Below are 13547 nucleotides of genomic sequence, written 5' to 3'. Positions count from 1 at the left end.
GCTCGTCCTGGTTCACGGGTTCCTTTCGTCGCGGCGTGTGGCCCCACGTCGGTGCGTCACGGTTCGATCATGCAGTGCGACGGGGTCCCAGGTCGATGGTATTCCGCTCGCTGTCGGTGGCGGGTCGTAGGGTCTGTGTCATGAGTACGAGCGAGCAGGTGCCGGCGGAGCCCCGGGCGCCCATGTCGTTGTCGCCGTCGCGGGCGAGCGATTTCATGCAGTGTCCGCTGCTGTACCGGTTCCGGGTGATCGACCGGCTGCCGGAGAAGCCGAGTCCGGCGGCGACCCGGGGCACGCTGGTGCACGCGGTGCTCGAGCGGCTCTTCGACGACGTGGCGGCGGAGCGGACGGCGCCGCGGGCGAAGGCGATGGTTCCGGGGCAGTGGGAGCGGCTGCTGGAGTCGAAGCCGGAGCTGGGCGAGCTGTTCGCGGAGGATCCGGACGGGGAGCGGCTGGCGGGCTGGCTGGGCGAGGCGGAGCGGCTGGTCGAGCGCTGGTTCACGCTGGAGGACCCGACGCGGCTGGAGCCGGCCGAGCGCGAGCTGTTCGTGGAGACGGAGCTGGATTCGGGGCTGCGGCTGCGCGGGGTGATCGACCGGATCGACGTGGCGCCCTCGGGTGACGTGCGGATCGTGGACTACAAGACGGGGAAGGCGCCCCGGCCCGAGTACCGTGACGGCGCGCTGTTCCAGATGACGTTCTACGCGCTGGTGGTGTGGCGGCTGAAGCGGGTCCTTCCGCGTCGGTTGCAGCTGGTCTACCTGGGCAGTGGGGACGTCCTGACGTACGACCCGGTGGAGGCGGATCTGCTGCGGGTGGAGCGCAGGCTGCTGGCGCTGTGGGACGCGATCCGGCTGGCTACGGAGACGGGCGACTGGCGGCCGCGGCCGACGAAGCTCTGTGGCTGGTGCGACCACCAGGAGGTCTGTCCGGAGTTCGGGGGGACTCCCCCGGTGTATCCGCTGAAGATCGTTTCCGCGCGCCCGCCGGAGTCGGGTGAATCCGGGCAGGGCAGAATGGACCCGGCGCCGCCGGCACCGTGACGGCGGCCCGTGCCGTGAGCTCAGCCCGCCCCGTGAAGGAGCCCTTGTGACGATCCGCGTCCTCCTGGTCGACGATCAGCCGCTGCTGCGCACCGGCTTCCGGATGATTCTGGAGGCGGAGCAGGACATCGCGGTGGTGGGCGAGGCCGGTGACGGTCTCCAGGCGCAGGAGCAGGTGCGCGCGCTCCAGCCGGACGTGGTGCTGATGGACATCCGCATGCCGCGGATGGACGGCGTGGAGGCGACCCGGCAGATCACCGGTCCGGGCCGGGACGGTCCGGCGAAGGTGCTGGTGCTGACCACGTTCGATCTCGACGAGTACGTGGTGGAGGCGCTGCGGGCGGGGGCGAGCGGCTTCCTCCTCAAGGACGCCCCGGCGAACGAGCTGGTGCAGGCGATCCGGGTGGTGGCGGCGGGCGAGGCGATGCTGGCGCCGTCGATCACGCGTCGGCTGCTCGACAAGTACTCGGCGCATCTGCCGACGGGCGAGGAGCAGGTGCCGGACACCCTGAGCACCCTGACCGATCGCGAGGTCGAGGTGCTGAAGCTGGTGGCCCGGGGCCTGTCGAACGCGGAGATCGCGGCGGACCTGTTCGTCAGCGAGACGACGGTGAAGACGCACGTGGGCCATGTGCTGACGAAGCTGGGCCTGCGGGACCGGGTGCAGGCCGCGGTGTACGCGTACGAGAGCGGTCTGGTGCGGCCCGGAGGCAATCAGTAGCCCGGAGGCGAAAACGGCGGAGGGGCCCGGTGCGCGTGTCGCGCGCCGGGCCCCTCCGTGTCGTTCGGGCTCAGCCCTTCTTCAGCTCCCAGAAGCGGAAGACGGTGGAGGCGTCGAGGGTCCACTCGAGGCCGGTGACGTCGTCGCGGGCGACGGCGTACTGCTTGCCCTGCCAGAGCGGGAGGAGCGGGAGCTCCTCGGCGACGAGGTCCTGGAGCTTCCCGTACTCGTCGGCGGTGCCGGCGCGGTCGGCGATGCCGGCGGTCTTCGGGATGATGTCACCGGTGATGGTGGCGTTCTCGTAGTTGTTGCCGAGGACGTTGCCCTCGCCGAAGAAGGGGGCGGTGAAGTTGTCGGCGTCGGGGTAGTCGGGGACCCAGCCCTTGACGTAGACGCCGTACTTGCCGGCGGCGATGTCCTTCTCGTACTCGTCGAAGGCGACGGACTTGACGTCGGCGTCGAAGAGGCCGCTGGCGTTGAGCTGGCCGGCGATGGCCTTGAGCTCCTGGTCGGTGGCCGGGCCGTAGCGGCTGGGCGTGGACCAGAGGGTGAGCTTCACCTTGCCGGTGATGTCGGCGTCGCGCAGGGCCTTCTTCGCCTTGGCCTTGTCGGGGCTGCCGTAGGTGTCGAAGAAGGCGGTGTTGTGGCCGGCGACGCCCGCCGGGACGATCGAGTAGAGCGGCGTGGCCGTCGACTTGTAGACGTCCTCGACGAGGGCCTCGCGGTTGACGAGGTGGGCGATGGCCTTGCGGACGCCCAGCTTGCCGACGACGGGGTCCTTCACGTTGAAGACGAGGTGCTGGACCTCGGCGCTGTTGCCCTGCGTGACCTCGATGCCCCGGTCGTCGGTGGTCTCGGAGGTCTCCAGTGCGGAGATGTCGTTGGCGGAGAGACCTCGGTAGGCGACGTCGATCTGGCCGTCGGCGAGGCCCTTGGAGAGGGCGGCGCGGTCGCCGCCGTAGAGCTTGAGGGTGATCGCGCCGTTCTTCGGCTTGGCGGTGCCCTTGTAGCCCGAGTTGGCGGAGAAGGTGGCCTCGGTCTCGCTGAAGGAGTCCAGCTTGTAGGGCCCGGAGCCGGTGGCCTTGCCGTCGGTGCGCAGGGCGTCGGCGGGGTAGTCGCGGTGGTCGACGATGGAGCCGGCGCCGGAGGCGATCTTGCTGGGGAAGGTGGCGTCCGGGACCTTGAGGCGGAAGACGACGGTCCGCTCGTCGGGGGTGTCGATGGACGCGATGGTGGAGAGCAGCGGCGCGGGACCGGAGGGGTCGGCGATCTTGAGGGCCCGCTCGAAGGAGAACTTGACGTCCTTCGAGGTGAGCGGGTTGCCGTTGGAGAAGGTGAGGCCGTCCCGGAGGGTGCAGGTGTAGACCTTGCTGCCCGACGTGAAGCCGCACTTCTCGGCGGCCTCGGGCTCGGGCTCGGAGCCGCCCTTGGGGAAGGCCATCAGGGACTGGAAGACGTTGTTGAACAGCAGCCAGGAGCCGGGGTCGTAGCCGGCGGCGGGGTCGGTGGCGGGGATCTCGTCGGACATGCCGACGCGTATGCCGTCACCGGAGGCCGAGCCTCCGCCCTGCTCGGTGCCGCAGCCGCTGAGGAGGGCGGCGGACAGCCCCGCGGCGAGCGGGGCCGTCAGCCACTTGTTGTGTGCCTTCACAGAACTTGCCTCTTGATCTCTTGCCAGGACGACCGCGCGCCGGTGCGCGGCCGGTAACCGATCCCGTCGAGGGGGTTATGCGGTGCCGCGGCCCAGTTCCCAGAGCAGCAGGTCGGAGGACGTGTTGAGCGCGTACTCGACCCCCGTGAGGTCGTCGCGCGCGGCAACGTACTGCTTGCCCTGCCACAGCGGCAGGACGGGCACGTCCTCGGCGACGATCTTCTGGATCTGCGCGTAGACGGGGCTCGCGGCGGTGCGGTCGGCCTGGCGGCGCGACCGCGGGATGAGCTGGTCGCGTACGACGTCGTTGACGTACGGGGTGTTGAGGAAGTTGTCGCTGTCCAGGAAGGGAGCGATGTAGTTGTCCGGGTCCGGGTAGTCCGGGAACCAGCCGAGGCCGTAGACGGCGTAGTCGCCGCGCTTCTGGGCCGGGCGGAAGGTGGACCACTCCGCGCCGCGGGTGGTGGCGTCGAAGAGGCCGCTGGCGACGAGCTGCTTCTTGAGCGTCTCGAACTCCTCGGCGGTCTCGGAGCCGTAGTGGTCGGTGGTGTAGTTCAGGGTCACCTTGACCGGGGTGCCGACGCCGGCGTCCTTCAGGATCTTGGCGGCACGAGCGGTGTCGGAGTCGCCGTACGCGTCGTAGAAGGGGGTCGCGTGGCCGGTGATGCTGGAGGGGATCAGCGAGTAGAGCGGCTCGGCGGTGGGGCCGTAGACGCCGTTGACGAGGGCGCCGCGGTCGACGACGGCGGCCATGGCCTGGCGTACCGCCTTCTCCTTGACGGAGGGGGCCTTGGTGTTGAAGCCGAGGTAGCGGATCTCCAGGCCGGGGACCTCGGTGACCCGGATGCGCTCCTTGGGGGTCTCGGTGAGCTCCCGGATCTGCTTCTGGGACAGCGAGCGGGCCATCATGTCGATGTCGGCGCTCTCCAGGGCCGCGCCCATGGCGCCGGCGTCGGCGAAGGCGCGCAGCTCGACCTTCTCGTTGCGCGGGACGATGTCGCCCTTGTACTTCGGGTTCCTGGTGAAGACGAAGCGGGCGGCCTTGTCGCCCTCGCGCTCGACCTTCATCGTGTACGGGCCCGAGCCGTCGACGTCGAAGCCGTCACGGAGCTCCCCGGCGGGGTACTTGTCCTTGCTCAGGATGCCGGCGACCGGGGTCGAGAGCTTGTACGGGAAGGTGGCGTCGGGGGACTTGAGGTGGAAGACGACCTCGTCGGTGCCCTTGGTCTCGACGGTGTCGATGCCGGCGAGGAGCGCGGCCGTTCCGTTGTCGGACTTGATCTTCAGGACGCGCTCGACGGAGTACTTGACGTCCTGAGCGGTGACCGGCGTGCCGTCGGCGAAGGTGAGCCCGGAGCGGAGCTTGCAGCGGTAGCTCTCGCTGGCCTTGTCGGAGAAGCCGCAGCTCTGGGCGGCCTCGGGGACGGGCTCGCCGCCGCCGCGGGGGACGTGCAGCAGCGTCTGGACGGTCTGCCGAAGGATGTTCCAGGTGCCCGTGTCGTAGGCGAAGGCCGGGTCCAGGGGGGCGGGGGCGTCCTCGGTCGCGATGAACTGGTCCGTGGTGCCGACGACGATGGCTCTGCCGTCCTCCGCTCCGCCACAGGCGGCGAGCAGGGGGGCCAGCAGTACGGCCGCGGCGGGCAGCACCAGGGTCTTGCGGTTCATCAGGGACGTTCTCCTCATCCGGCACTGGGATACAGCGGTCTGGGACACTCCGCCGCCGGCCGCCCGGTCGGGGCGGGAGCGATCGGGCCGGGTGTTGCGATCGATCCTGTGTTCACGGCGACTTGGGTGTGCGCCGGTGCACGCGGTTATACGGCGAAGTACTCGCGAAAGATTAGTGGGCGCCGCCGCTATTGCCCGACCGCGGGCAGGCCCGGGGTAATCGCACAGTGATCATGAATACGGGAGGCTCGATAGTCATGCGGGGCCGCGATGCGGACGGGGGCCACCTAACCGGGACAGATGGGATCGCCGAAACCGCATGATTCCGGTCACCTGACGCATCCAGGCCACCCACCGGCGGGCACTCTGGGTGACGAAGGTCACGTGGAGGCTTTATCGGTGAATGGCCTGGCCGATTTCCGCGCGGGAAAGCGCGGTCTGTCGGGGAAAGCTCAGAAAAAGCTCAGATTCCGGTGATCAAAGTGCGCAGGAAGGGCACGTCGACTTCCTCCAGGGAACGCACCACGACCCGGCCCGGGGACGGGGCGATGGGGGCGACCGAGGGCACCGCGACGACCCGGCAGCCCGCGGCCTCGGCGGCCGCCACACCGGTCGCCGTGTCCTCGATGACGGCGCAGAGCGCCGGGTCGGCGCCCACGCCGCGCGCGGCCGTCAGATAGGGCTCGGGGTGCGGCTTGGTGCGGCCGACCTCGTCCCCGGCGACGGTGAGCGCGAAGCGGTCCCGGCCGAGCGAGCCGAGGATCCGCTCGATGATCCGCCGGTGCGAGGCGGAGACGAGGGCCGTGGGGATGTCGTGCCGGGCCAGCTCGGCGAGGAGCCGCTCGGCGCCGGGCATGAGCGGGACGCCCCGCTCGATGCGCTGCTCGAACTTCTCGTTGAGCAGGACCGTCAGCTCCGCGACGGTGATGTCGGCGCCGGTGGACTCGATGAGGTAGCCCGCACTGCGGGTCATCGGGCCCCCGACGACGATGTCGCGCCAGGCCTCGTCCAGCCGGTGTCCGAGGTCCGCGAAGACCTCGACCTCGGCGTCCCACCAGAACCCCTCCGTGTCGACGAGGGTCCCGTCCATGTCGAGGAAGACGGCCTGCAGGGCGGAGCTTCCGTTCGCACGGAACAGGGACGCGGGGACCGTACTGGTCATCCGGCACACCTTCCTTGAGGGACGAGAAGGCCGGCCCCCCTCCCCGGTACGGGGAGGAAGACCGGCCTGCACTGGACCGACCAGTGTACGTCGCACGCGGCGGCGGCGCTCGGATTTACCTCGTGGCGGTCACCGAGCGTTGAAGTACGTCGCCTCCGGGTGGTGGATCACGATGGCGTCGGTGGACTGCTCGGGGTGGAGCTGGAACTCCTCCGACAGGTGCACGCCGATCCGCTCCGGCTGCAGCAGGTCCGCGATCTTCGCGCGGTCCTCCAGGTCGGGGCAGGCGCCGTAGCCGAGGGAGAAGCGCGCACCGCGGTACTTCAGCGCGAACATGTCCTCGACGGCCTCCGGGTCCTCACCGGCGAAGCCCAGCTCGGCGCGCACGCGCGCGTGCCAGTACTCGGCGAGGGCCTCGGCGAGCTGGACGGAGAGGCCGTGCAGCTCCAGGTAGTCGCGGTAGGAGTCGGACTCGAAGAGCTTCGCGGTGGCCTCGCCGATCTTGGAGCCGACGGTGACGACCTGGAGGCCGACGACATCCGTCTCGCCGGACTCCTCCGGGCGGAAGTAGTCCGCGAGGCAGAGGCGGCGGCCCCGGCGCTGGCGCGGGAAGGAGAAGCGGGTCCGCTCGTTTCCGGCGTCGTCCAGGATGATCAGGTCGTCGCCCTTGGAGACACAGGGGAAGTAGCCGTGGACGACGGCCGCCTCCAGGAGGTTCTCCGTGTGGAGGCGCTCCAGCCAGCCGCGCAGCCGCGGCCGGCCCTCGGTCTCGACGAGCTCCTCGTACGAGGGTCCGTCCCCGGCCCGGTTCTGCTTCAGGCCCCACTGGCCCTTGAAGAGGGCGCCCTCGTCGAGCCAGGACGCGTAGTCCTTGAGCGGGATGCCCTTGACGACCCGCGTGCCCCAGAAGGGCGGGGTCGGCACCGGGTTGTCGGTGGACACGTCGGAGCGGCCGCCGGGCTCCTGCTCCTCGACCTGGAGGGCCGCGGCGTCCCGCTTCGCGACGCGGCGCTGCTTGAGCTCGGGGAGCGCGGCTCCGGGGACGCCCCTCTTGACGGAGATGAGGGCGTCCATGAGGCGCAGGCCCTCGAAGGCGTCGCGGGCGTACCGCACCTCGCCCTGGTAGATCTCGTGGAGGTCCTGCTCGACGTAGGCCCGGGTGAGGGCCGCGCCGCCGAGGATCACCGGGTACTTGGCGGCGAGCTCGCGCTGGTTCAGCTCCTGCAGGTTCTCCTTCATGATCACGGTGGACTTCACGAGGAGACCGGACATGCCGATGACGTCGGCCTTGTGCTCCTCGGCGGCTTCCAGGATCGCGGAGACGGGCTGCTTGATGCCGATGTTGACGACGTTGTAGCCGTTGTTGGAGAGGATGATGTCGACGAGGTTCTTGCCGATGTCGTGGACGTCGCCGCGGACGGTGGCGAGCACGATCGTGCCCTTGCCCTCCGCGTCCGACTTCTCCATGTGCGGCTCCAGGTGGGCCACGGCCGTCTTCATGACCTCGGCGGACTGGAGCACGAACGGCAGCTGCATCTGGCCCGAGCCGAAGAGCTCGCCGACCGTCTTCATGCCGTCGAGGAGGGTGTCGTTGACGATGTCGAGGGCGGGGCGCTCGATGAGGGCCTCGTCGAGGTCCGCCTCCAGACCGTTCTTCTCGCCGTCGATGATCCGCCGCTTGAGGCGCTCGTCGAGCGGCAGGGCGAGGAGCTCCTCGGTCTTGCCTGCCTTCATCGACTTGGTGTTGACGCCCTCGAAGAGCGCCATCAGCTTCTGCAGCGGGTCGTAGCCCTCGGCGCGGCGGTCGTAGATCAGGTCGAGGGCGGTCGTGACCTGCTCGTCGTCGAAGCGGGCGATCGGCAGGATCTTCGAGGCGTGCACGATCGCCGAGTCGAGACCGGCCTTCACGCACTCGTCGAGGAAGACCGAGTTGAGGAGGATGCGCGCGGCGGGGTTGAGGCCGAAGGAGATGTTCGACAGACCCAGCGTGGTCTGGACGTCCGGGTGGCGGCGCTTCAGCTCGCGGATCGCCTCGATCGTGGCGATGCCGTCCTTGCGCGACTCCTCCTGACCGGTGCAGATCGTGAAGGTCAGGGTGTCGATGAGGATGTCCGACTCGTGGATGCCCCAGTTGCCGGTGAGGTCGTCGATGATCCGCTCGGCGATGGCGACCTTGTGCTCGACGGTGCGGGCCTGGCCCTCCTCGTCGATGGTGAGGGCGATGAGCGCGGCGCCGTGCTCCTGCGCCAGCCGGGTGACCTTCGCGAAGCGGGACTCGGGGCCGTCGCCGTCCTCGTAGTTGACGGAGTTGATGACCGCGCGGCCGCCGAGCTTCTCCAGACCGGCCTGGATGACGTCGACCTCGGTGGAGTCGAGGACGATGGGCAGGGTGGACGCGGTGGCGAAGCGGCCGGCCAGCTCCTCCATGTCGGCGACGCCGTCGCGGCCGACGTAGTCCACGCAGAGGTCGAGCATGTGCGCGCCCTCGCGGATCTGGTCGCGGGCCATCTCGACGCAGTCGTCCCAGCGGCCCTCCAGCATGGCCTCGCGGAACTTCTTGGAGCCGTTGGCGTTCGTCCGCTCGCCGATCGCCATGTACGAGGTGTCCTGGCGGAAGGGGACCGTCTGGTAGAGCGAGGCGGCGCCGGGCTCGGGGTGGGGGACGCGCTCGGGGGGCGTGACGCCGTGCACCCGGTCGACGACCTGGCGCAGGTGCTCGGGCGTCGAGCCGCAGCAGCCGCCGATCAGCGAGAGCCCGTAGTCGCGGACGAAGTTCTCCTGGGCGTCGGCCATCTCGGCCGGGGACAGCGGGAAGTACGCGCCGTCCTTGGTCAGCACCGGCAGGCCCGCGTTCGGCATGCACATCAGCGGCGTGCGCGAGTGGCGGGCGAGGTAGCGCAGGTGCTCGCTCATCTCGGCCGGGCCGGTGGAGCAGTTCAGGCCGATCATGTCGATGCCGAGCGGTTCGAGCGCGGTCAGCGCCGCGCCGATCTCGGAGCCCAGCAGCATGACGCCCGTGGTCTCGAAGGCGAGCGAACAGATGAGCGGCACGTCGACGCCCAGGGCGTCCATGGCGCGGCGCGCGCCGATGAGGCTCGACTTGGTCTGCAGCAGGTCCTGGGTCGTCTCGACGATCAGGGCGTCGGAGCCGCCGGCCAGCAGGCCCTCGGCGTTCTGCTGGTAGCCGTCGCGCAGGACGCCGTACGTGGTGTGGCCGAGGGACGGCAGCTTGGTGCCCGGGCCGATGGAGCCCAGCACCCAGCGCTGACGGCCGTCCTTGGCGCCGTACTCGTCGGCGACCTCGCGGGCGATCCGGGCGCCCGCCTCGGAGAGCTCGAAGATGCGGTCGGCGATCTCGTACTCGCCGGCGGCCGAGTGGTTGGAGCCGAAGGTGTTCGTCTCGACGCAGTCGACGCCGACCTCGAAGTACGCCTCGTGGACCGAACGGACGATGTCGGGGCGGGTCACGTTCAGGATCTCGTTGCAGCCTTCGAGGTTCTGGAAGTCCTCGAGGGTGGGGTCCTGGGCCTGGAGCATGGTGCCCATGGCTCCGTCGGCGACGACGACTCGGCTGGCGAGTGCCTCACGGAGGGCTGCGGCGCGGTTCCGGCTGTCAGCGGAAGGGGTCGGCAACGAGGCCATGGATGAGCTCCCTGGGATGCGACGGCTGTCGGCTTTGCACTCTCGGTGGAGGGTGCACGGGGCCAGCGTAACCGCGCTTGCCCCGGGGTGGACATGGCGTCCCACGACGCGGACGGCATCCTGTGTGCGGGGACTCCCGGTACGGCCCGTTCTTGCCCGACACTGTCATGTGTGAGCCAAGGTCGGCATCGACCGATAGTGTTCAGCATTGTCGAACAGCGTGTGAGGGAGAAGGGCCGGGCGATGGCGAAGAACATCCAGTCGCTTGAACGGGCGGCGGCGATGCTGCGACTGCTCGCCGGCGGCGAGCGCCGGCTCGGCCTGTCCGACATCGCGTCCTCGCTGGGGCTCGCGAAGGGCACGGCACACGGCATCCTGCGCACCCTCCAGGCGGAGGGCTTCGTGGAGCAGGAGGCGGCGTCTGGCCGGTACCAGCTGGGGGCGGAGCTGCTGCGCCTCGGGAACAGCTATCTGGACGTGCACGAGCTGCGGGCCCGGGCCCTCGTCTGGACGGACGACCTGGCCCGGTCGAGCGGCGAGAGCGTGCACCTGGGGGTGCTGCACCAGCGGGGCGTCCTGATCGTGCACCACGTCTTCAGGCCGGACGACAGCCGCCAGGTCCTGGAGGTGGGGGCCATGCAGCCGCTGCACTCCACCGCGCTCGGGAAGGTCCTCTCGGCCTATGACCCGGTGGCCCACAGCGAGGTGCTGGAGGTCGAGCGGGAGGCGTTCACGCCCCGGACGACCACGGAGCTGCCCGCCTTCGAGGAGCTGCTCGACCTGACGCGGGCCAAGGGCTGGGCCGAGGACGTCGAGGAGACCTGGGAGGGCGTGGCCTCGGTGGCGGCACCGATCCACGACCGGCGGCGGATGCCGGTGGGCGCGGTGGCGGTCACGGGCGCGGTGGAGCGGCTCTGCCCGGGCGGGGAGCTGCGCCCGGAGCTGGTGGCGGCGGTACGCGACTGCGCGCGCGCCGTCTCCCGGGACCTGGGCGCCGGCCGCTTCTGACGGCGCGGGGCGACGCGCCGGGCGACACTCCGGGCGACACGCTGGACACCCAGGGACGCCCGCCGGACGCCGTTCAGCCATCCGACGCCCCGTCACTAAAAACCCGCCGGTAACGATCCCGTTATCGGCGGGTTTTTCGCTTCCCCGACCCTTGACGCGCTGTTAACCCGGGGGCAAAACTTCCGTTCATCGGTCGGCAATGCCGAACACCTAACGGCAATAGACGCTAGAGTGTGGCAGTGCCAAGGGCCGACAACGCCCTCACACGAGGGCGCGGACCACCGGTGGGACCCGGGGTTCGCCTTCCCCTGGACGAAGGACAAAGGAGTCGCGGGTGTCCAGCTCCGACATCTTCCTCGGCGAGACCATCGGTACCGCCGTACTCATCCTGCTCGGCGGCGGTGTCTGTGCCGCCGTCACGCTCAAGAGCTCCAAGGCCCGCAACGCGGGCTGGCTCGCGATCACCTTCGGGTGGGGCTTCGCCGTCATGACGGCCGTCTACATGACGGCTTCCCTCTCCGGCGCCCATCTGAACCCCGCCGTCACGGTCGGAATCGCGATCAAGGACAGCGACTGGGGCAACGTCCCGGTCTACATCGCCGGCCAGATGCTCGGCGCGATGATCGGCGCCGCGCTGGTCTGGGTGACCTACTACGGACAGTTCCAGGCCCATCTCAGGGACCCGGAGACCGTCGGTGAGAAGCCGATCGAGGGCCCCGGCCCGGTGCTCGGCATCTTCTCCACCGGCCCCGAGATCCGGAACACCTGGCAGAACCTCGCCACCGAGATCATCGGCACCGTCGTGCTGGTCCTGGCCGTGCTCACCCAGGGCCTCAACGACAGCGGCAAGGGCCTCGGCGTCATAGGGGCCCTCATCACCGCCTTCGTCGTCGTCTCGATCGGTCTCTCGCTCGGCGGCCCGACCGGTTACGCCATCAACCCGGCCCGTGACCTCGGCCCGCGCATCGTGCACGCCCTGCTCCCGCTGCCGAACAAGGGCGGCTCCGACTGGAGCTACGCCTGGATCCCGGTCGCCGGTCCGCTGATCGGTGGCGCCATCGCCGCGGGTATCTACAACATCGCGTTCGCCTGAGCCGTCCTTCTCCCAGACCTCCCTTGGAGCACACCGTGACCGACGCACACACGTCCGGCCCCTTCATCGCGGCCATCGACCAGGGCACCACCTCCTCGCGCTGCATCGTCTTCGACAAGGACGGCCGGATCGTCTCCGTCGACCAGAAGGAGCACGAGCAGATCTTCCCGAAGCCCGGCTGGGTCGAGCACGACGCCGCCGAGATCTGGACCAACGTCCAGGAGGTCGTCGCGGGCGCCCTGGCGAAGGGCGGCATCGCCGCCTCCGACGTCAAGGCCGTGGGCATCACCAACCAGCGCGAGACCACGCTGCTCTGGGACAAGAACACCGGTGAGCCCGTCCACAACGCCCTCGTCTGGCAGGACACCCGCACCGACGCCCTCTGCAAGGAGCTCGGCCGCAACGTCGGCCAGGACCGCTTCCGTCGCGAGACCGGCCTGCCCCTGGCGAGCTACTTCGCCGGCCCGAAGATCCGCTGGATGCTCGACAACGTCGAGGGCCTGCGTGAGCGCGCCGAGGCCGGCGACATCCTCTTCGGCACCATGGACTCGTGGGTCATCTGGAACCTCACGGGCGGCGCCGAAGGCGGCGTACACGTCACCGACGTCACCAACGCCTCGCGCACCATGCTGATGAACCTGCACACGCTGGCCTGGGACGAGAAGATCGCGGAGTCGATGGGGGTCCCCCTCAACGTCCTCCCCGAGATCCGTTCCTCCGCCGAGGTGTACGGCACGGTCAAGGGCGGCGTCCTCGACGGCGTCCCGGTCGCCTCCGCGCTCGGCGACCAGCAGGCCGCCCTGTTCGGCCAGACCTGTTTCGCCGAGGGCGAGGCCAAGTCCACGTACGGCACCGGCACCTTCATGCTGATGAACACCGGTGACAAGATCATCAACTCCTACAGCGGCCTGCTGACCACGGTCGGCTACCAGATCGGCGACGCCAAGCCGGTCTACGCCCTGGAGGGCTCGATCGCCGTCACCGGTTCGCTGGTGCAGTGGATGCGCGACCAGATGGGCCTGATCAAGTCCGCCGCCGAGATCGAGACCCTCGCGTCCTCGGTCGAGGACAACGGCGGCGCCTACTTCGTGCCGGCCTTCTCGGGCCTGTTCGCCCCCTACTGGCGCTCCGACGCCCGTGGCGTGATCGCCGGCCTCACCCGGTACGTCACCAAGGCGCACATCGCCCGTGCCGTCCTGGAGGCCACCGCCTGGCAGACCCGCGAGATCACCGACGCCATGACGAAGGACTCCGGCGTCGAGCTGACCGCGCTCAAGGTCGACGGCGGCATGACCTCCAACAACCTGCTGATGCAGACGCTCTCGGACTTCCTGGACGCGCCGGTCGTGCGTCCGATGGTCGCCGAGACGACCTGCCTCGGCGCCGCCTACGCCGCCGGTCTGGCCGTCGGCTTCTGGCCGGACACCGACGCGCTGCGCGCCAACTGGCGCCGCGCCGCGGAATGGACCCCTCGCATGGACGCCGACAAGCGTGACAGCGAGTACAAGAGCTGGCTCAAGGCCGTCGAGCGGACCATGGGCTGGATCGAGGACGAGGAGTAA

At 69.7% G+C, this 13547-nt stretch carries 9 protein-coding genes; 5 read left to right on the top strand and 4 right to left on the bottom strand.

Features of this window, described 5'->3' with window-relative positions; genetic code table 11:
- Nucleotides 1-140: 140 nt before the first annotated feature.
- Nucleotides 141-1043, top strand: a complete 903-nt coding sequence (locus tag IE124_RS22360) for a RecB family exonuclease (RefSeq protein WP_229832687.1) — start codon at nt 141-143, stop codon at nt 1041-1043.
- A gap of 46 nt (nt 1044-1089) precedes the next feature.
- Entirely contained in the window at nt 1090-1764 is a 675-nt protein-coding gene (locus IE124_RS22355) for a response regulator (protein ID WP_055644443.1), read from the top strand.
- Between the two features lie 70 nt (nt 1765-1834).
- Here the strand turns inward: IE124_RS22355 and IE124_RS22350 are convergent, their stop codons facing one another.
- The 4 genes from IE124_RS22350 to metH all read right to left on the bottom strand — a co-directional run bounded on the left by IE124_RS22350 (nt 1835) and on the right by metH (nt 9884).
- Complete coding sequence (locus IE124_RS22350; protein ID WP_189509671.1) at nt 1835-3415, bottom strand: ABC transporter substrate-binding protein; 1581 nt, start codon at nt 3413-3415, stop codon at nt 1835-1837.
- 75 nt (nt 3416-3490) lie between these two features.
- Nucleotides 3491-5080, bottom strand: a complete 1590-nt coding sequence (locus IE124_RS22345; protein WP_189509670.1) for an ABC transporter substrate-binding protein — start codon at nt 5078-5080, stop codon at nt 3491-3493.
- Nucleotides 5081-5543: 463 nt separating this feature from the next.
- Nucleotides 5544-6242: an HAD family hydrolase gene (locus IE124_RS22340; RefSeq protein ID WP_189509669.1), complete on the bottom strand. Its 699-nt coding sequence runs from the start codon at nt 6240-6242 to the stop codon at nt 5544-5546.
- Between the two features lie 129 nt (nt 6243-6371).
- Nucleotides 6372-9884 carry a methionine synthase gene (gene metH, locus IE124_RS22335; protein WP_189509668.1) on the bottom strand — a complete coding sequence of 1171 codons (3513 nt, stop codon included), beginning with the start codon at nt 9882-9884 and terminating at the stop codon, nt 6372-6374.
- A gap of 243 nt (nt 9885-10127) precedes the next feature.
- On the opposite strand from metH, the gene IE124_RS22330 reads away from it, so the two are divergent.
- The 3 genes from IE124_RS22330 to glpK all read left to right on the top strand — a co-directional run bounded on the left by IE124_RS22330 (nt 10128) and on the right by glpK (nt 13547).
- Nucleotides 10128-10892 carry an IclR family transcriptional regulator gene (locus IE124_RS22330; protein ID WP_189509667.1) on the top strand — a complete coding sequence of 255 codons (765 nt, stop codon included), beginning with the start codon at nt 10128-10130 and terminating at the stop codon, nt 10890-10892.
- Between the two features lie 334 nt (nt 10893-11226).
- A complete protein-coding gene (locus IE124_RS22325) occupies nt 11227-11985 on the top strand; it encodes an MIP/aquaporin family protein (protein WP_189509666.1) in 759 nt (252 codons plus the stop codon).
- 35 nt (nt 11986-12020) lie between these two features.
- Nucleotides 12021-13547, top strand: coding sequence for a glycerol kinase GlpK (gene glpK / locus IE124_RS22320; RefSeq protein WP_189509665.1), 1527 nt, complete (start codon nt 12021-12023; stop codon nt 13545-13547).

The organism is Streptomyces narbonensis (assembly GCF_014649015.1).
In the GTDB taxonomy this organism is placed as follows: domain Bacteria; phylum Actinomycetota; class Actinomycetes; order Streptomycetales; family Streptomycetaceae; genus Streptomyces; species Streptomyces narbonensis.
The sequence above is the reverse complement of the archived record's forward strand: the minus strand, read 5'-3'. Positions and strand labels throughout refer to the sequence as shown.